Source organism: Streptomyces sp. NPDC050549 (genome assembly GCF_040655035.1).
GTDB lineage: Bacteria > Actinomycetota > Actinomycetes > Streptomycetales > Streptomycetaceae > Streptomyces.
In genome coordinates this window covers 43,082-61,284 of sequence record NZ_JBFAJD010000026.1, presented here as the reverse complement: position 1 = coordinate 61,284, position 18,203 = coordinate 43,082, and the positions used below count along the sequence as shown (strand labels likewise).

Here is an 18,203-nt window from a genome sequence, read left to right as displayed (position 1 = left end):
GCCTTCGCCAGTGGGCGGAAGGCCTGACGGGACCCTGACGGCTGCGCCTGGGCGTCCAGCGGTGGTCATGTGGTCGGACATGGTGTGGTTGTTGCCCCCCGCGGCACGGCTGCCGCTTCTTTCCCCGACGGCCGTTGGGCCGCCCTGTTGCCTATTGCTGCCCGGTGCCGATCTCCCGGCACCGAGCAAGCGCCGCACTGCGACGAGCGACGGCACGAGAGGCCTTTGTTGAAGCACTGGTTACGGCCCCGGAAGAGTGATGGAGGGGCGTGCAGGAGCCTTGGTGAGGGCAGTGGAGCGAAACAGGCATCGCATAGTGAGGTGAGGGCGCGCATTTTCTCTCCGCGCCCCATGCTCGCGCCCTGCAGCCTCACGACAGCCGCACCGGATCAAACGCGGACCAGCGGCGAACAGCGGAGAACCACGGTGAATGCGACGGAGCCCGACGAGACGGCACCCCGGCGTCAACCCAGGTCAACGCCACAACCAGCCGCAAATGTCAGTGGCTTCCCGAGCTCAGGTCCCAGCACGACGCCGCCAGAAATCGTGTGAGGGGATCACGCCGGTCCGGCAGAATTTGGCCGTGCCCCTTGATGCCATAGACGCCGTGAACTGGGCGGCGATACCCAACCCGACGTGGCATCGCTGCGACGATCCCGAGCGCGTCGCTCACGCGCTGCGGCTACTGGCGGTTTCCACCACGGCCAACGAGACGGGCGACGCGACCTCCATTCTCGCCGACGGCGGCTTCGTGTGCGGTCACGCCGCCATGGTGTTCCCGGCGGCCTATGCCGCCACCCCGATCCTGCTGGACCTCGTCGAGCACGGCCGACGTCCGCGCATCAAGGACGCGGCCCTCGGACTCCTGGCGAACGCGCTCGACTGCTTCCCGACTGCCGGTCACAACCGGGTGGACACTCCTTTCGGCACCGACGTCCCGCTCTGCTGCGCCGTGGCACGTCATATTCGTGGCCGTCGGAGTGCTCTTCTCGTCCACGGGATCCCCGGCAGACAACTCCTGTCGCAGGCAGAGGTCCACTGGCGGCTGACCATCGAGGAGACGGAGGTCCAGCCCGACGGCAGCCTGGCCGCCCTCGCCGTCTTCGAAGGCACGATGTCCCAGGCGCCCGTCGAAGCCGAATTGCACACCTCATCGGTCGCGTCATCTGCTCCGACTGTCTGGATCGACACGCTGACGGCCGATGCCTCAGACAGTGCGTGCATCCAGTTCAGGCAAACATCGTTCGAGGTCGCTCCGGGATCCGTCCTGTACCCGGCCGAATGCGGACGCCGCGAGCACTGACCTTGATGCCGTCGCTCAACGGCCGCATCACAACCGCACCAGATCGAAGAAGGTCTGCTGCTCCCGCGCTTCTCCCCCGTTCAGTAGCGCGTTACTGATCTACCGAAGGCGGCCTTCGGGTGAAGCGAGGCCATTGCCGGGGTTTCGGCCGGCACGGATGATCGCCGTGGTTGGAGCCGCCGAGGCGCAAGTCGGCGGTCCACCAACACATTTGGGCAGCGTGGTGAGGTTCTGAAGGTTGGGCATACGGCGTGCCGGGGCCGACCTCGCGTGATCAGCTAGGTGCGTGGAGACCATCATCGCCAGTGGCATAGCCGTGCTGGGGACTCTGCTCGGTTCGGGGATCACCCTGGCGTTCCAGCAGCGCACCACCGACAGGAGTCACCAGTTCGCGCGCCGCGAGAAGCTTAGGCAGGAGCGGCTTGACGCCTACTCCATGTACGCCGGGGCACTGATCAACTATCGGCGCTGTCTGGTCCACCTCTGGTTCTGTGAGCGCGAGCAGCCACCACCGGAAGACCCGGACGCGGTACGCATCCGCGCCTACGACCTGCGCTCCAACGCCCAAGAGGCCCTGTTCCGAGTGCAGATGCTCACGGACGACGAGGCGTTGAGCCGGGCCGCGGAGGACGTGCTCGCTGACATCACGCTGATACCCAAGGCCGGCGGCAGGGACGAGTTCGACGCTCGGAGGGCGCGAACTCGCGCTGGCATCGGCCGACTTGTCACCCGGGGCAAGCAACACCTGTGAGCAACCTTCCCCGGGAGGCAGATCGTGCGCGGCCGGCGCTGGCAGGTCACTGCTTGGTCATCAGCTGAGCCCGGCCGTCGGTTGGGTCCCGGACGTGTTCTCCGGGCCGCCCCGGACAGGTCGGGGATGCAACCATTCCCTACGGAGCTGGAACCCCCGGAAGCCGGCCGCGCGTTTACGACCGTAGTCGTAGGCACTGACAACGGGCCGCCAGTGTTGGGCCGTTGGCGAGGGCCGACGACCCCCTCAATGCGCATCCCCCGGGCCATGGACCCGGGGGATGCGCATTGCCCAGCCGTCCTCCTACGGCAGCTTCACCACCGTGTAGTCATCGCAATACCCCGCCGCCGAACCGGAGTTCTTGTAGCAGTACACCGACGCCGCAGTGTTGGAGACGCCCGTCGTGAAGAAGATCGGTTCCTGGGCGTACGACGTCGTCGACGCCCGCAGGTACGTCTCCGTGCCGCCGAAGCTCTTCACGCCGACCGCGACCTCCTCGCCGGCGGTGGCCACCTTCCCCCAGGCCGCCAGCAGGTAACTGCCGCCGGACGTCAGGCCACTCACCGTCTGGATCGCGCCGCTCGCGCTCGCCCCGGTCTGGAGTGAGTACGTGCCCGTACGGGCGTTGGAGGCGACCACGCTCGACGCCGTGCCCGTGCTCTGGGTCCACGGGGTCAGTGCGCCTGTCTCGAAGCCCGGGTTCGTGACCGTGTTCGTCGACGACGACAGCGGTTCCACCGCCAGGTCGTCGCAGTAACCCGCCCCCGTTCCACCGGCGTTCTTCCAGCAGTAGACCGTGGCCGTTGTCGACGACGCACCTGTGGTGAAGAGGATCGCCGCCTGCGAGTACGACGTCGACGCGACGTTCGTGAAGGTCTCCGTGCCGCCGAAGTTCTTCACGCCGATCGCCAGGGTTTCGCCTGCCGTCGCCACCTTGCCCCAGCCCGTCAGCAAGTACGTCGTCGACGGGGTCAGACCCGTGAGGGACTGGTTCGCGCCGCTGCCGCTTGCCGCTGTCGTCAACGCGTCAGCTCCCGTGCGGGAGTTGGACGCCGTCACCGAGGAGGCCGTACCGCTTGCCTGCGTCCAGGGGGACAGACTGCCCGTCTCGAAGCCCGCGTTGGACAGGAGGTTGCCGCCGGTGCCGTTGTACGCGCCGATGTTGGGGGCCGCCGAAGCCGACACCGCGTTGCCGTATGCGTCGTAGCCGCCGTTCGATGCGATTACCGCGCCTGCCCTGATCACCGGGGACGACGGGTGGACCTGGTAGGCGTTCTTGCCTGTGTAGGAGGAGGACGTGTTCGTGTTGCCCGCGTTGCGGAACTCCGGGTCCGACGTCACCTTGGCCGCGTCCGCGGGTTCGCGGGACGGGTGGTTGCCGTAGAAGAGGTTGTTGGAGTAGGTCGAAGTGCCGGTGGTGGTGAAGTAGTTGCCGGAGCCGTAGTTGAAGACCGCGTTGTTCCGGAAGGACAGGGCTCCGCTGATCGATGTGCCTGCGCGGGAGTAGAGGATCGGGGTGCTCAGGCCGTCCCTGACCGAGAACGTGTTGTTGTAGAAGAGGGGGATGGCGGACGAACTGCCGCTCTGGTTCGGGACTCCGCCCACGAAGTGCAGGACTCCGCCGCCGTGGGTCTGGGTGCCCGATGTCGGGCAGCCGGAGTTGCTGCCGTCGTTCTCGCTGATGTTGTAGCGGACCACCGTGCCATCGCTGGGGACGGTCGACGTGGGCTCGTTGGCGATGGTGAACGGGGGCATCACCAGCAGGAAGCCGCCGAGGTTCTGGTGGCTGTAGTTGTACTGGAACGTGGTGTTGTGGTTGCCCCAGTCCACGTCGAAACCGGTACCGTCGGCGCCGTTGACGTGGCAGTAGACCTCGTTGTTCTGGACGACGGTGTTGCTGCTGCCGGACATCCAGATGCCGGCCGAGGCGCCGTTGCAGTAGTTGCCCGACGGCGGACAGGTCGACTTCGCGCCGCCGTAGCCCGCCTTGTTGCCGTCGATCAGGGCGCCGTCGTTCTTGACGACCAGGATGTCGTCCGCGCCGTCGTACGTCATCGTGTTGTTGCGGATGACCGTGCCGGTCGTCAGGCCTGTGCCCTGGCCGTCCGCGTCCGGCGTCACCGCCACCGCTATGCGGTCCACGTGGTCGAAGGTGTTGTTCTCGACCACCACGTCGTTCCAGGTGGAGACCGGTGTCGTGTGGTCGGTCTGGACTCCCACGCCCGCGTTCGTCGAGTACCAACCTCCGCCGTAGCCGGCGATGTTGTGGATGTACATGTCGTGCACGCGGATGTGGTTCAGGACGCCGCCGGAGCTGTTCTCGGCCAGGACGCCCGAACGGTAGGCGGGGGACGAGGCGTTGTCGATCAGCTCCAGGCCGCCGATGTCCCAGTACTGCTGGTTCAGGAGGTGGATGACCGCGCCCGTCGCACCCGCCGCGTCGACGATCGGCTTCGCGCCCGAACCGTACGACGACATCGAGATGTTGCTGCCGGAGGCGCCCGAACCGCCGGGCGCGAGCTGGCCGGTGCAGGTCGTGCCGGCCTTGAAGAGGATGCTGTCGCCCGCGGCGAATGTCGTGCTGTTGACGGCTGTTACCGAGTTCCAGGGGCTGGTACTGGTGCCGGTGCCGTTGGAGGAGGCCGAGCAGTCCACGTAGTAACTCGTGCCCGCCGCCGCCGCGTTGGTCGCCGTGACGGGGACGAGCAGGGCGCCCGCCATCGCGGCGAGCAGGGCCAGGACCCCTGGCCTTCGTCGGGTTGTGGCGGAAACTGGTCTGTCGGGAGAACCGAATCTGCGACGCTTCATTGCGCGCTCCTTGGATGGGTGGATGTGTCCCTTGCCGCTGTGTGCGGCGAGATTCCCCTCTTCACCAGGCGCGATGACCGGTTGCCGCCGGTGCGCCTGGAGCGTGTGATGCTGTCCCGACGCCGGATTCGACGGCGTCGGGGCAGCGCGAAGCCAACAGCCCCGCCAGTTGTGGAACTCGGAGCCAACGGCCCCGCCAGTTACGGAACCTGGGCTACCAGGAGGCCAGCGAACCGTCCGCGTTGCGCCACACCGGGTTGCGCCAGCGGTGGCCGCGTTCGGCGGCGGCGCGGACCTTGTCCTCGTCGACCGTGATGCCGAGACCGGGGGCCGTCAGGCGGTGGATGTAGCCGTCCTGGACCTCGAAGGGCGAGGCGTCCGCGAGGTAGCCGAGCAGGCCGCTGCTGTCGCCGTAGCCGATGCCCAGGGACTGTTCCTGGATGAGGAAGTTCGGTACGGCGAAGTCGAGTTGGAGGCTCGCCGCGAGTGCGATGGGGCCCAGTGGGCAGTGCGGGGCGACGAGCACGTCGTAGGCCTCGGCCATCGCGGCGATACGGCGGGTCTCCGAGATGCCGCCCGCGTGGCTGATGTCGGGCTGGGCCACCGCGATGCCGGCGCCGAGGACCTCCCTGAAGTCCCAGCGGGAGAAGAGGCGTTCGCCGGTCGCGATGGGGATGGAGGTGGCGCGGACCACGTCGCCGAGGTCGCGGGTGAATTCCGGGAGGACCGGTTCCTCGACGAACATCGGCAACAGCGGTTCCAGGTACGGCAGTACACGCCTCGACATCGCTCCGCTGAAGCGGCCGTGGAAGTCCAGCGCCAGGTCGCGGTCCGGGCCGATCGCTTCCCGTACGGCGGCCACGCGGGCCACGATCGCGTCGATCGCGGCGGGGGTGGCGAGCGGTTCGAGTTGCGCGCAGGGGTTCATCTTCACGGCCGTCAGGCCCTTGGCCACTTGGCCCGCCGCCGACTCGGCGAGTTCCTCGGGACTCTCGCCGTAGAGCCAGCCGTAGATGCGGACGCGGTCGCGGACGTGGCCGCCGAGGAGTTGGTGCACGGGGACGCCGTGGGTCTTGCCGGCGATGTCCCACAGGGCCTGGTCGATGCCCGCGAGGGCGCTGCTGAGAACCGGGCCGCCGCGGTAGAAGCCGCCCTTGGCGAGCATCTGCCAGTGCTCCTCGATGCGGGCGGGGTCCTGGCCTGTCAGGTAGTCGAACATCTCCTCGACCGCCCTGGCCGTGGTGTGGGCCTTGCCCTCCACGATGGGCTCGCCCCAGCCGGATATGCCCTCGTCGGTGTCGACGCGCAGGAAGAGCCAGCGCGGTTCGACGAGGAACAGCTCGTATCCGGTGATTTTCATGCTGCGGACCTCCGGGTCCTACGGGTATGACGACTACGGGTACGGGGGGAGGGTGAAGAGCAAGGGAGCCGGGGGTCCTACTCCTGCGAGCTGATGCTGCGCCCGCCGTCCACGACCAGGTTCTGGCCGGTGATGAACGACGCGTCGTCGGAGCCGAGGAAGGCGACGGCGGCGGCGATGTCCTCGGGTTCGCCGATGCGGCCCACCGGGGTGCGGGCGGCCGTCTGGGCCCGGTACTCGTCCGGCGCGTCGGTCCACAGACCGGTGTCCACCGCACCCGGCACTACCGCGTTGAACCTGATCCGGCCCGCGTACTCGACCGCCAACTGCCGTACCAGCGCGTTGACTCCGCCCTTGGCCGCCGCGTACGCGGGGAAGCCGCTGAAGCCGAGGACCGCGTGCACGGAGCCCGTGACGACCACCGCGCCGCCGGCCGCCGAGAGCAGCGGAACGGCGGCCCGGACGCCGTAGAAGACGGAGTCGAGGGCGAGGCGGAGGTGGTCGTGCCAGGAGGTGTCGTCGAGTTCGTGGATCGCGCCGGGGAGGTTGCGGCCGGCGTTGAGGTGCAGCAGGTCGAGGCGGCCGGTCCACTCCTGGGCGATCCGGATCGCCTCCGGCCACGCCTCGGGGTTCGTGACGTCCAGCCCCAGGTGGCGGGCCTGGCCGCCCTTGGCGCGGACCTCTTCGGCCACCTTCTCGGCCCCGGCCGCGTCCACGTCGGTGACGAGCACGGACGCGCCTTCCTCGGCGAGGCGTCGCGCGGTGGCGGCGCCGATGCCGGAGGCGGCGGCGGTGAGGAGGGCCGTGCGGCCGGTGAAACGAGAGGCGTGACGGTCGGGGTGGTTCTCGGGGGTGGTGCGGCTCATGGTGTTCCTCTCGGCGTGACCGGCCCGTCCGGTCATCCGTCCTACGGGGGTGCCCTTCCGGGTCGGCCTACGGCTCGGGCCGACCCGTCCGGTCAGGTCGTACGGGTGTTACGGGTACTACGGGTCAGCTCGCGCTCGCGCATCCGGGTACTACGGACTACCGGTACTACGGGCCAGAACGCCCCCACGTACCCAGGTTGTACGGGGCGTCGGGTCGCACGGGTCGCACGGGTCGTCGAGTCACGCCACCCCGCCGGCCCTCGCCCCCGCCGTGGACCCCCGCAACACCAACCGCGGCTCGGTCGGCACCACAACGTCCCCCGGCGACTCTCCCCGGATCTCCGCGACCAACGCGTCCACCGCCGCCGTTCCCAGTTCGTGCAGGGGCATCGCGACCGTGGTGAGCGGGGGGGTGAGGTAGCCGGCGACGGGGAGGTCGTCGTTGCCCACCAGGGAGATGTCCTCGGGGATGCGCAGGCCGCGTTCGTGGATGGCCCGCATCGCCCCGATGGCCTGGGCCAGCGAGCTGGTGTAGAGCGCGGTGACCGGGGGCCGGTCCCCGGCCGGGGTGAGGAGTTCGTGGGCGGCCGCCGCGCCGCCCTCCTCGGTGAAGTCGCCGGAGGCTACCGGTGCCGCGAGCAGTCCCAGTGCGGCGGAGTGCCGTAGGAACGCGTCCCTGCGGTCCTCGCTGGGGGTGATCCCCGAGGGGCCGGCGATGTGGCCGATCACCCGGTGGCCGAGTCCGTGGAGGTGGTCCAGCGCGGTGACGCTGGAACGTGCCACGTCCATCGTGACGTTGCGGTCCGAGCCCTTGACGGCGCGGTTGAGGAAGACGTGCGGAACCGGGTTGCGGCTCAGGGTCTCCAGTAGGGGGTGGTTGGGGCGGGCGGAGGCGATCAGCAGGCCGTCGACGCGGCCTTCCTTGACCAGGTCGTTGAAGGTGTCGTCGGCCTCCTGGCCGTCGAAGTCCTCGGCGAGCAGGGAGAGATAGCCCAGTTCACGGGCGCGCTGGTAGGCGCCCCGGGAGATGGTGACGTAGGTCGGGTTGTTGAGGGCCGGCACCAGCAGGGCCAGGGCGTGGGTGCTGGCTCCGGCCAGGGCGCGGGCCCCGGAGTGCGGGCGGTAGCCCAGGGCGGCGGCGACCTCGTGGACGCGCTGTCGGGTCTCCGGCCGGACGGACAGGTCCTGCCGTCCGTTGAGCACCTTGGACACCGTCGCCTTGGAGACTCCCGCCTCCCGTGCGACGTCCACCAGCCTTGCCCGTACGGGCTGTTCAGCCACGCGAGTCCTCCCTGTCAACCACGTTGTCGACGACCCCGGCCGCCCTGCGAATCATGCACCTTTGCCGGATTCGCCTGGGGTGTGGCGATCGGCGTGGGGTGTTGCGTTTGACCTCTTGACACCTTCTGGCGCCGCAACCTAGCGTTCGCCGAAGTCGTTGGTCAACCGGTTTCCTTCGATGGATTTCAGTGATATATCCATTCAGGCCCGACAAACCATGACGGTCCTCGCACAGCCGACGGGACTCGGCGAACCAAGAGGACCCTCGACTTTCCTTAGAAGAACCGTAGAAACCCCTGCAAGCACGACGAAATCGGCATGCGCCGATGATGGGTGAGGTGTGCAATGAAGCGCTCCGGGAGACTGCTCACGGTCGCCACCACGGTCGCCGCCCTGGCGACGTCGCTCGCCGCCTGTGGCGGCGGCTCCGGCTCGACCTCGGCGGACGGGACGGTCACGCTCCACGTGGAGGCGTGGAAGGGCGGCGGCGCGGAGCCGGCGAACATCGCCGAGATCAACAAGGCGTTCGAGGCGGCGCACCCGAAGATCAAGATCGACTTCAAGTACACCACCGCGGACCCCACCTACACGCAGAAGCTGCAGCCCGAACTGCTGGGCGGCAAGGCCGGCGACGTCATCATGGTCGACGCCGACAAGATGAAGAAGTGGGGTGCCTCCGGCTACCTCGCGGACCTCTCCGACGAGTCGTGGGTGAGCTCCATATCCTCGGCCGCGAAGCCGTTCACGCAGAGCGGCGGCAAGACGCTGGCCATGCCGATGGAGCTGATCGGCATCGGTCTGTACGCCAACATGGACCTGCTGAAGAAGGCCGGGATCACCGAGGTCCCCGCCGACTGGCCGAAGTTCCTCGCCGACCTCGCCAAGCTGAAGAAGGCCGGGATCACGCCCATCTCCCTTCCCGACAAGGCTGGTTGGACCGGCAGCTCGATCTTCCAGGCGAGCGGCTCGACGACCGTCTACCAGAAGAACAAGCAGTGGGACGCGGACTTCCTGGCCGGCAAGGCGTCCTTCGCCTCGGACTGGAAGGAGCCGCTCGACCAGCTCAAGACCCTTGGTGACAAGGGCTATGTGAACTGGAAGAACGAGCTCGGCGTCGACGAGTGGTCACAGGGGCCGCAGGACTTCAGTGCCGGCAAGAGCGCCTTCTGGTACCAGGGCGCCTGGCAGGTCTCCAACATCAAGAAGGCCGGTTTCCCGGTGTCGTTCGCCCCCTGGCCGGGTGGCGCGGCCGGCACCAAGCCGAACGCGATGCTGTTCTCCGGCACCGCGTGGGGCGTCAACTCCCAGTCGCAGCACGCGGACGCGGCGAAGGAGTACGTCAAGTTCTGGTCGCAGAGCGCGAATCTGGCGAAGTACCTGGACGCCGAGCACGCCGAGTCCCCGTTCACCGGTGGCACCACGCCCGACTCGACGGAGACGACCATCTTCAACACCGCCTTCACCGAGGGCCGTTACCGGGTCCTCCCGTCCAACACCTGGTACGGCTCCCAGTCGGAGACCGACACCGGCTCCAAGATCCAGTCGTTCCTGCTGGGCCAGTCCGACGCGGCGAAGACGCTGAAGGACATCCAGACGGCGGCGTCCGCCAAGTAGCCGTGTCGGTGGGGTAGTTGGGCCGTCCGGTCAATCGAACACCGGCCGGGTGATCGAGCCGGCCGGCCCACCCCAGTCCCGCCCACTCCCCCAAGGGGCCTGACGGCCAAGGAGGTTGATCCCCCGTGTTCCACCGACGGCGTGCCACCATGGCCGCCTTCCTGCTCCCCGCGATCGCCGTGTACGCGCTCTTCATCCTGTATCCGCTGTTCAAGGGCGTCTACTTGAGCCTGACCGACAGTGTCGGCGGCCCGATCTCCCACTTCGTCGGCATGGACCAGTACAAGGAGATGGCGGACGACCCGCAGATCTCCGCCGCCCTGTGGCACACGGTTCTCTACGCCGTCGTGGTCGTCGTCGTGCAGAACGGCCTCGGGCTGCTCTTCGCGTCGATGCTGTTCCGCCGCGAGAAGGTCCGAAAGGCCCTCAGCGTCGTCCTGTTGACCCCGACCCTCATCTCACCGCTGATGGCCGCGTTCATCTGGTCGTACCTCTTCGCACCGAACGGCGGCCTCAACGCCCTGCTCGACGGGGTCGGTCTCGGCGGCCTCAAGCATGTCTGGCTCGGCGACCCGTCCACCGCGCTGTACTCGGTCGCCACCGTCAACATCTGGATGTTCACCGGCTACTCGTGCGCGATCTTCCTCGCCAGCTATATGAGCATGCCGACCGAACTCCTGGAAGCCGCCGCGCTGGACGGCGCGAGCGGCTGGCGGCGGTTCCGCAGCATCGAGTGGCCGTTGCTGGCGCCCGCGCTCACCGTCAACGTGACGCTCAGCCTGATCGGTTCGCTCAAGGTCTTCGAGTTCCCGCTCGTCCTGACCAACGGCGGCCCGGCCGGCGCCACCGACACCCTGACCCTGCTCGTGTACCGGAACATCTTCGGCGGCGGGAAGTTCGCCTACGGCGTCGCCATCGCCGTACTGCTCCTGGTGACCGTGGTCGTCCTGTCCAGCGCGACCAACTCCCTGCTCAGACTGCGCGAACGGCGCGTGTGACGACGTACGGACGCCCTCAAGTGCGTACGCATGCCAGGCAGTTCTCCGTCGGCACCGTCGGCACCGTTGGAATCGTTGGAATCGGACGGATCACCCCATGACCTCACCCCCCTCGACACCGGTCTCCGCACCGGAGGCCGTCCGCCCCGCCGGGAAGCGCGCCACGCCCCGGCCCCGCACCCCGGCCGGCCCCCGCGCCGCCGCCCCGTGGACCCCGCGCAGACTCGCCGCCGGCCTCGGCACCACGGCACTCACCCTCGGCACGGTCCTCTTCGTCCTGCCGTTCGTCTTCACGATCGTCACCTCGCTGCGCACGGCGGCCGACGTGGCGCGCTCCCCGCTGGGCATCCCGCACTCCTTCACCCTGAAGAACTTCACGCAGGCCTTCAGCCAGATCCACTACGGCACCAGCACCCTCAACACCCTGCTGATCACCGGGCTTTCGTGCGTCCTCATCACCGTGCTCGGCGCGCTCGCGGGCTACCCGCTGGGCCGGATCACGGCCGGCTGGTCGACGGCGGTGTACCGCCTCTTCATCCTCGGCACCTCGATCCCCGTGTTCGTCGTGGTGGCACCGCTGTACCTGCTGATGCGCGACCTGAACCTGCTGGACACCTACGCGGGCGTCGTCTTCATCTACACCGCGCTCAACCTGCCGCTCGCCGTGTTCTTCTACACCAGCTTCATCCGCCAGATCCCGGCCGACCTGGAGGAGGCGGCGGCCCTCGACGGCTGCGGCGCGCTGCGCACCTTCTTCGTCGTCATCCTGCCGCTGCTGCGGCCGGTCACCAGCACCCTGCTGACCTTCATCGCCCTGCAGATCTGGAACGACCTGCTGGTCCCCCTCGTATTCCTCCAGGACCCGGGCAAGCGCACCGTCATGGTGAACGCGTACTCCTTCATCGACCCGCACACCGTGCAGCCGACCACGCTCTTCCCGGCCGCGCTGCTGGGTGTGCTGCCCCTACTGGTCATCTTCATCTTCTTCCAGCGCCAGATGGTCGCCGGAATGTCGGCGGGAGCAGTTAAGTGACGGACAATCAGTTTCTTCAACGGCCCCTGATCACAACCCAGTTGCTCGACACCCGGGTGATGGCCATCCTCAGGTCGGCCGACGCCTCCGCGCTGCCCGCCGCGGCCCGTGCCCTCGCGGCCGGCGGGGTCACCTGCCTGGAGGTCACCCTCACCACCGCCGGCGCGCTCGACGCGATCGCCCGCATCAAGGACGAACTCGGCGCCGGGGTCTCGGTCGGCGCCGGTACGGTCCTCAGCACGGCCGACACCCGGGACGCGCTGGCGGCCGGCGCCGAGTTCCTGGTCTCCCCGAACGTCGAACCGGACGTCATCCACGACGCGGCCGACCAGGGCATCCCCTGCTACCCGGGAGCGTGGACGGCGACGGAGGTGACCACCGCCTGGCGGGCCGGCGCGGCGGCCGTGAAACTCTTCCCTGCCTGCACCGGAGGCCCCACCCATCTGCGCCAACTCCGCGCCCCGCTCCCGCACATACCGCTCATGGCGGTCGGCGGCGTCGACCTCGAAGCGGCCGGGCAGTACATGGCGGCGGGCGCACTCGCCGTCGGCGTCGGCTCCCCGCTGCTGCGCGACGCCGATCGGGACCCCAGCCCCGAGGCGCTGAGCGCCCTCACGGCCCGGGCACGCGCACTGCTGGAGACGGTCAGGCCCGGCACCGGGCCCGAGGAGAAGAACCCCCTGTGAACAGCAAGCCTGTTGTCGAGAACGACGAGCCCTACCTCGTCACCGTGGGCGAGACCCTGGGCGTCCTGTCCGCCGCCGGTCCCGGCCCGCTCACTCTGGGCACCCCTCTGCGCCTCGGCATCGCAGGCGCCGAGTCGAACGTGGCGATCGGCGTAAGTCGCCTGGGCGGAAAGGCCACTTGGATCGGCCGTGTGAGCGAGGACGAGCTGGGCGAGCTGGTGCTGCGCGAACTGCGGGCCGAAGGGGTGACCGCTGTGGCGGCACGCGATCCGGCACCGACCTCCCTCCTCCTCAAGGAGAGACGCACCAGCACGCACCACCGGATGCGCTACTACCGCACGGCGACGGCGGGCGTCCGCCTGGCTCCCGAGGACATCCCGGAGGAGCTGGTGGCGGGGGCGGCGATTCTCCACATCACCGGCATCACACCGGCGTTGGGGGAGGGGCCGGCCCGAGCGGTCCGCCGGGCGGTCGACATCGCCCGCGAGGCAGGGGTGTCGATCTCCCTCGACATCAACTTCCGTTCCCTGCTGTGGAACGAGGACGCGGCGCGGGAGGCGGTCCTCCCCCTCCTCCACGACAGCGACCTGGTGTTCGCGGGCCCGCACGAAGCCCGGCTCGCGGTGCCGGACCGCCACGAGCCCGAGGAACTGGCCAAGGGGCTCTGCGAGTTGGGCCCCTCCGGTGCCGTGATCAAACTCGGCGCGGAGGGAGCCTTCGCGCTCCTCGACGGCCGCCCGCACCGCCAACCCGCGCTGCCCGCCCGCGTGCACGACTCGGTGGGTGCCGGGGACGCCTTCGTCGCCGGCTACTTGGCCGAGCTGCTGGCCGGTGCACCCGCGCCGGTCCGGCTCGACACGGCCGCCCGGGTCGGCGCGTTCGCGGTCGGCACGGAGGGCGACTGGGAGGGCCTGCCGCGCCGGGCCGAACTCCCGCTGCTGGACCACCATGACGACGTACTCCGCTGAGGACTGAACGCCCGATGACAAGTACTGGTACAGCAGGGCACGTCGACGTCCTGACGGGTTCGTACACACCGGACACGGGTGGTGAGGGCGTCGGCCTGGCGGCGCTGCGGCTCACCCCGCAGGACGGTGCTCTGAAGGTGGTGGACGCGGTGGCGGCGAGCGGCGCGTCCTTCCTGGCGGCACACCCGACGCTCCCCGTCGTCTACACGACGCACGAGTCGACGCCGGGCGCGGTGAGCGCGTTCGCGCTGCGGGAGGGCGCGGCACCGACTCCACTGGGAGCACCCGTGACCAGCGGCGGCGCGAACCCCTGCCACCTGACCGTCCACCCGAGCGGCGGCTTCCTCCTCACCGCCAACTACGGCACGGACACGCTCCCCGGCACGGTGGCCGTACACCGCCTGGACGCGGACGGCCGGCTCTCGGACCTCACGGACGTGGTCGAACACAAGGGTTCGGGCCCGGTGACCGGCCGTCAGGAGGGCAGCCACGCGCACCAGGTCCTCGTCGACCCGGCGGGCCGCCACATCCTGGCGACGGACCTGGGCGCGGACACGGTGTTCGCGTACCAACTGGACGTCGTCACCGGCAAGTTGAAGCAGGTGGCGGCCTCCCGCCTCCGCCCCGGCTCGGGCCCCCGCCACCTCGCGTTCACCTCGACCGGCGACCTGGTCCTCAGCGCGGACGAGCTCTCCTCCACGGTGACCTGCCACCGCTACGACGCCGAGACGGGCACCCTGCACGAACTGTCCCGGGTGCCGGCAACGGCCGTGGCGGACGTCCCCAACCAGCCCGGCGGCATTGCCACATCCGCCTGTGGCAACCACGTGTGGGTCACCAACCGGGGTGCGGACACGGTGGCGGCGTTCCGGATCACGGGCACGACCCTCGAACCTCTCGGCGAGATCCCGAGCGGGGGCAGCTGGCCCCGGGGGCTGACTGCGGCGCCCGGGCATCTGCTGGTGGCGAATCAGCACAGCGGGACGGTGGCGGTGTTGCGGGTGCTGGAGGACGGGACGTTGGGGGAGACGGGGGTTGTGGTGGGGGTCGCTTCAGTGGTGTGCGCGCTCGTGGTCTGACGTGGTCACCGGCGGTGTTCGTCACGCAGGCGGGCGAACGTCCCATGAGCACGACGATCCCGTGGACGGACCGTGGGGCACGTCGTCGGTACGGGAACCTTGCCCGAACGCCCACGGGGTGGCCGGCCGCCGAGACAGCGGCCGGATCGGCCGGCGCCCACCTCGCCCGCTGCTCCCCAACGCCGCCGCGGCCCCCGCCAGCAGCCGGCCCAGGCCGAGTTCGAAGTTCGCCTCGGGGTCGTCGTTGTACAGCAGCTCGTCCTGGACGGCCGCCGCGGCGGCTGCCGCCCACGCCCCCCACGTCGCCGCGGACGCGATCGAGGCCGCCGTCACTCTTACGGCCACGTACGCGCCGATCCACAATGTCCCCGCCGGCATCGCCACCACCCGGGCCTCCGATCACGCGGCCGACACCGACCGGCGCGGCCGCGAGCCCCGCGTCAAAACGGCAGGTCGTCCGGCAGAACGCGGAAGACCTTCTGGCTGCCCAGCGGACGTACCGCACGGAAGTCGCGGCGGTCGAGGGTGAGGATCGCGTCGGTGTCGTAGTCGGCGGCCAGTGCCACGTTCACCGCGTCGGCGAGGTCGAGATCCAACGCGCGGTAGCGGATCCGGACCGACTGCGCGGCGGCCAGATGGTCCTCCCTGATCTCCGGAACGACGACCCGGCCGCGCCGCATCCAGCGGCGGATGTCGTCGACCGCGCTGCGGGCTGCCTCGCGGCCGAGTTCACGCGTGGCGACGTGGTCGAGCTCCGCGAGAAGGAGCGGGGACATGATCAGCAGTCCCGCGGCCATGATGGCCTCGTTGGCGGCTCCGTGTTCCGGGTGCGTCGAGTCGAGGGCCGCCAGCAGGCCGGAGGTGCCCGCGATGACGATGATCACGCGGCGCTTCCGGTGTCCGTCTCGCGGCGGACAGCGTCCGCGACCGTGTCACGGACCTGCGACCTGGGCAGCGTACGGCCCGGTCCTTCGAATGCGCGCGAGAACAACGGCTCGTCCCAGACCCGGTTCGCCATCGCCGCGAGATGGATCCCCTGGCGGATGATCTCGGCCTCGCTCACCCCGCGCCGCGCGGCGGCTTCCTTGATGATCGCCAGATCCTCGGGGTCGGCGTAGACGTTGGTGCGCTTCATCGACATGTACCAAAAGTAGGTTATGTACCAGAGTGATGTACATGCATGCACGGCGTCGTACGGCTCGGTTCATGGGTTCGGGAGATGGGGGAACCGGCCGACGGGGCATGCGGAAGAATGCGCGCATGGCTGACAGCGGGGAGTTCCGGGACGGTCTCGCGGATCGCATGGCGATCTTCGACCGGGAGGCGGCCGCCGGCGCAGCCGCCAGGGCCGAGGTGGAGCGGCTGGGAGCAGTGGAGCAGTTCCCGCTGAAGATCTGGGCCGACCTGCGCCTGGAGCAGTACGCCCTGGGACCGGCGGCCTACAGGAACCCGTCGTACTCGTTCTGCCGTCTGATGGAATACGGCACCAACACCATCGGCAGCATCCGCGGTGGCAGCGCGGCGAAACACATCCTGTACCAGCACCGGTCGGGCGAGTGGCGGATCGTGCCCACCGCGCTGCGCGGTCTCGGCGTACACGAGGCGTGGGAGAAGGTGCGTACCGAGTTCCAAGCCGCCTTCAGCGCCGCAGCCGACGGCCAGTACGAACTCATCGACGAGTTGGAGTCGCTGTCGTACGGCCAGGCGCTGACCACCAAGGCACTGGCGGTCTATTTCCCCGGCGAGTTCCTGCCGATCTTCTCCGCCTCGCACGTCCGGCACTTCACCGCGCTGCTCGGTGGCCGTCCGCACCAGCAGTCCTCGGGTGTACGAACCTGGCGGGCCAACCGGGAACTCCTCGAACTCGTACGGCAGTTGTCGGAGTTCGAGGGATGGCTGCCGCACGAAGTGATGGAATATCTGTACACCTTTCACGACCCACGGCCGAGAGACCGGGTCATCTGGAAGATCGCGCCGGGCGCGCGGGCCGGTCTCTGGGACGACTGCCTCACCAACCGTCGGATCCGGATCGGCTGGGACGAGGTCGGCAGCCTCGGCCAGTTCGAGAGCGACCAGGAACTCAAGGAAGCGCTGGACCAGTACTGGCCGGGCAGTGCCGGCGGCAACCTTCGGCTCGCCCGCCAGATGCTCGCCTTCCGCGATCTGGAGCCCGGCGATGTGATCGTCGCCAACCGGGGCAAGTCCGAGGTACTGGCCGTGGGCACGATCGCCGAGGGCTACGTCTACGAGGCGGGCGTGGAGAAACACCGGCACACCGTGGGTGTGAACTGGGACACCTCCTACGCCCAGGTCTTCGACTCCCCGCGGCACGCCTGGCAGCAGACCCTCGCCAAGGTTCCCGCCACACTGTGGAGAGAGATCCGCAACAGGCGCAGGGCGGCCCTCACGGAGCCCGTCGAGCCCGGGGCCGACACGGAGTCGGACGCCGAACTGCCCGACGCCGTACGCGAAGTGCGTGATCTGCTCCACCACAAGGGGCAGGTCGTGCTGCAGGGCCCACCCGGTACCGGCAAGACGCGGTTGGCGCTGAGTGTGGCGCTCGCCCTGGCCGGCCACGCCGACGTGATCGACGCCCCTCCGGACCAACGGGCCGCCGCACTGGCCGAGTTGTCCCACGTGGCGGAGGGCACCAAGGACGCCGCGCGCCTGACCATGGTGACCTTCCACCCGTCCTACGGCTACGAGGACTTCGTCGAGGGGTTCAAGCCGAACCCGGCGGAGTCCGGAGCCGGGCTGAGCCTGACGTTGACCGACGGGTTGTTCCGCCGGGTCTGCGCAACGGCCGAGAAGGCCCCCGACCAGACTTTCCTGATCGTCGTGGACGAGATCAACCGAGGTGATCTGCCGCGGATCCTGGGCGAGTTGATCACACTGCTGGAACTCGACAAGCGGGGTTCCGTCTCCATCACCCTGCCCACCAGCGGCCGACAGCAGACCGTGCCGCCGAACGTACGCATCATCGGCACCATGAACTCCGCCGACCGCAGCGTGGGGCACATCGACGCCGCGATCCGGCGCAGGTTCGCCTTCGTCGACGTACAACCGGATCTCGACGCGCTGGACGGTGAAGTCGAAGGACTCGGCCTCGCCGGCTTCCTGGAGGGGCTGAACGCCAAACTCGATTCCGCCTTCGGGCCGGACCATCTGCTCGGCCAGGCCTATCTGCTCGCCGACGACCGGCCGCTGATCACCGCCGAACAGCTCTCCTACGCGTTCCACCACGAAATCGTGCCGCTCGTGACGGACTACTGCCTGGGTCAGCCCGAACTGCTGCGAAACGTACTCGGCAAGCTGGTGGACGACCGGACCGGACGGGTCGTACAGACCAACCCGCAGGACCTCCCCGGGATCCTCGCCGACGAGTTCGCGGACGCCGCGTCCGCGGGTGAGGAACCGACGGGTGACACGGGCGCCGTCGGCTGGGGCGGGGAGTAG

At 69.1% G+C, this 18,203-nt stretch carries 16 protein-coding genes; 9 read left to right on the top strand and 7 right to left on the bottom strand.

What is annotated here, in order from left to right:
* Positions 1-496: 496 nt before the first annotated feature.
* Together AB0I51_RS31510 and AB0I51_RS31505 are read left to right on the top strand one after the other, a co-directional pair.
* The gene (locus AB0I51_RS31510; protein WP_362980984.1) at positions 497-1,303 is read left to right on the top strand and encodes a hypothetical protein; all 807 of its coding nucleotides are present in this window, start codon (positions 497-499) and stop codon (positions 1,301-1,303) included.
* Positions 1,304-1,589: 286 nt separating this feature from the next.
* The gene (locus AB0I51_RS31505) at positions 1,590-2,054 is read left to right on the top strand and encodes a hypothetical protein (RefSeq protein ID WP_362980982.1); all 465 of its coding nucleotides are present in this window, start codon (positions 1,590-1,592) and stop codon (positions 2,052-2,054) included.
* A gap of 303 nt (positions 2,055-2,357) precedes the next feature.
* Here the strand turns inward: AB0I51_RS31505 and AB0I51_RS31500 are convergent, their stop codons facing one another.
* The 4 genes from AB0I51_RS31500 to AB0I51_RS31485 all read right to left on the bottom strand — a co-directional run bounded on the left by AB0I51_RS31500 (position 2,358) and on the right by AB0I51_RS31485 (position 8,369).
* The gene (locus AB0I51_RS31500) at positions 2,358-4,862 is read right to left on the bottom strand and encodes a carbohydrate-binding protein (protein WP_362980980.1); all 2,505 of its coding nucleotides are present in this window, start codon (positions 4,860-4,862) and stop codon (positions 2,358-2,360) included.
* 214 nt (positions 4,863-5,076) lie between these two features.
* Entirely contained in the window at positions 5,077-6,222 is a 1,146-nt protein-coding gene (dgoD, locus tag AB0I51_RS31495; RefSeq protein ID WP_362980978.1) for a galactonate dehydratase, read from the bottom strand.
* 77 nt (positions 6,223-6,299) lie between these two features.
* On the bottom strand, positions 6,300-7,088 hold the full coding sequence (locus AB0I51_RS31490; RefSeq protein WP_362980976.1) for an SDR family NAD(P)-dependent oxidoreductase: 789 nt from the start codon (positions 7,086-7,088) through the stop codon (positions 6,300-6,302).
* Between the two features lie 240 nt (positions 7,089-7,328).
* Positions 7,329-8,369 (bottom strand): LacI family DNA-binding transcriptional regulator, encoded by a 1,041-nt coding sequence (locus AB0I51_RS31485; RefSeq protein ID WP_362980973.1) that lies wholly within the window; start codon positions 8,367-8,369, stop codon positions 7,329-7,331.
* Positions 8,370-8,714: 345 nt separating this feature from the next.
* Between AB0I51_RS31485 and AB0I51_RS31480 the strand changes: the two genes are divergently transcribed.
* From AB0I51_RS31480 to AB0I51_RS31455, 6 genes are all read left to right on the top strand, one after another.
* A complete protein-coding gene (locus AB0I51_RS31480) occupies positions 8,715-9,983 on the top strand; it encodes an extracellular solute-binding protein (protein ID WP_362980971.1) in 1,269 nt (422 codons plus the stop codon).
* 125 nt (positions 9,984-10,108) lie between these two features.
* Positions 10,109-10,981, top strand: coding sequence for a sugar ABC transporter permease (locus AB0I51_RS31475; RefSeq protein WP_362980969.1), 873 nt, complete (start codon positions 10,109-10,111; stop codon positions 10,979-10,981).
* A 97-nt stretch (positions 10,982-11,078) separates the two neighbouring features.
* Entirely contained in the window at positions 11,079-12,014 is a 936-nt protein-coding gene (locus tag AB0I51_RS31470; RefSeq protein WP_362980967.1) for an ABC transporter permease subunit, read from the top strand.
* Positions 12,011-12,700 (top strand): bifunctional 4-hydroxy-2-oxoglutarate aldolase/2-dehydro-3-deoxy-phosphogluconate aldolase, encoded by a 690-nt coding sequence (locus tag AB0I51_RS31465; RefSeq protein WP_362980965.1) that lies wholly within the window; start codon positions 12,011-12,013, stop codon positions 12,698-12,700. The genes AB0I51_RS31470 and AB0I51_RS31465 overlap by 4 nt, the downstream gene beginning before the upstream one ends.
* On the top strand, positions 12,697-13,668 hold the full coding sequence (locus tag AB0I51_RS31460) for a sugar kinase (RefSeq protein WP_362980963.1): 972 nt from the start codon (positions 12,697-12,699) through the stop codon (positions 13,666-13,668). Before AB0I51_RS31465 ends, AB0I51_RS31460 begins: the two co-directional genes overlap by 4 nt.
* Before the next feature lie 14 nt (positions 13,669-13,682).
* Positions 13,683-14,747 (top strand): lactonase family protein, encoded by a 1,065-nt coding sequence (locus tag AB0I51_RS31455; RefSeq protein WP_362980961.1) that lies wholly within the window; start codon positions 13,683-13,685, stop codon positions 14,745-14,747.
* Positions 14,748-14,768: 21 nt separating this feature from the next.
* Here AB0I51_RS31455 and AB0I51_RS31450 read toward each other — a convergent pair whose 3' ends face one another.
* The 3 genes from AB0I51_RS31450 to AB0I51_RS31440 all read right to left on the bottom strand — a co-directional run bounded on the left by AB0I51_RS31450 (position 14,769) and on the right by AB0I51_RS31440 (position 15,888).
* On the bottom strand, positions 14,769-15,125 hold the full coding sequence (locus AB0I51_RS31450; RefSeq protein WP_362980959.1) for a hypothetical protein: 357 nt from the start codon (positions 15,123-15,125) through the stop codon (positions 14,769-14,771).
* 62 nt (positions 15,126-15,187) lie between these two features.
* Entirely contained in the window at positions 15,188-15,631 is a 444-nt protein-coding gene (locus AB0I51_RS31445) for a PIN domain-containing protein (RefSeq protein ID WP_362980957.1), read from the bottom strand.
* Entirely contained in the window at positions 15,628-15,888 is a 261-nt protein-coding gene (locus tag AB0I51_RS31440; protein ID WP_362980955.1) for a CopG family transcriptional regulator, read from the bottom strand. The genes AB0I51_RS31445 and AB0I51_RS31440 overlap by 4 nt, the downstream gene beginning before the upstream one ends.
* 119 nt (positions 15,889-16,007) lie before the next feature.
* Between AB0I51_RS31440 and AB0I51_RS31435 the strand changes: the two genes are divergently transcribed.
* On the top strand, positions 16,008-18,203 hold the full coding sequence (locus AB0I51_RS31435; protein ID WP_362980953.1) for an AAA family ATPase: 2,196 nt from the start codon (positions 16,008-16,010) through the stop codon (positions 18,201-18,203).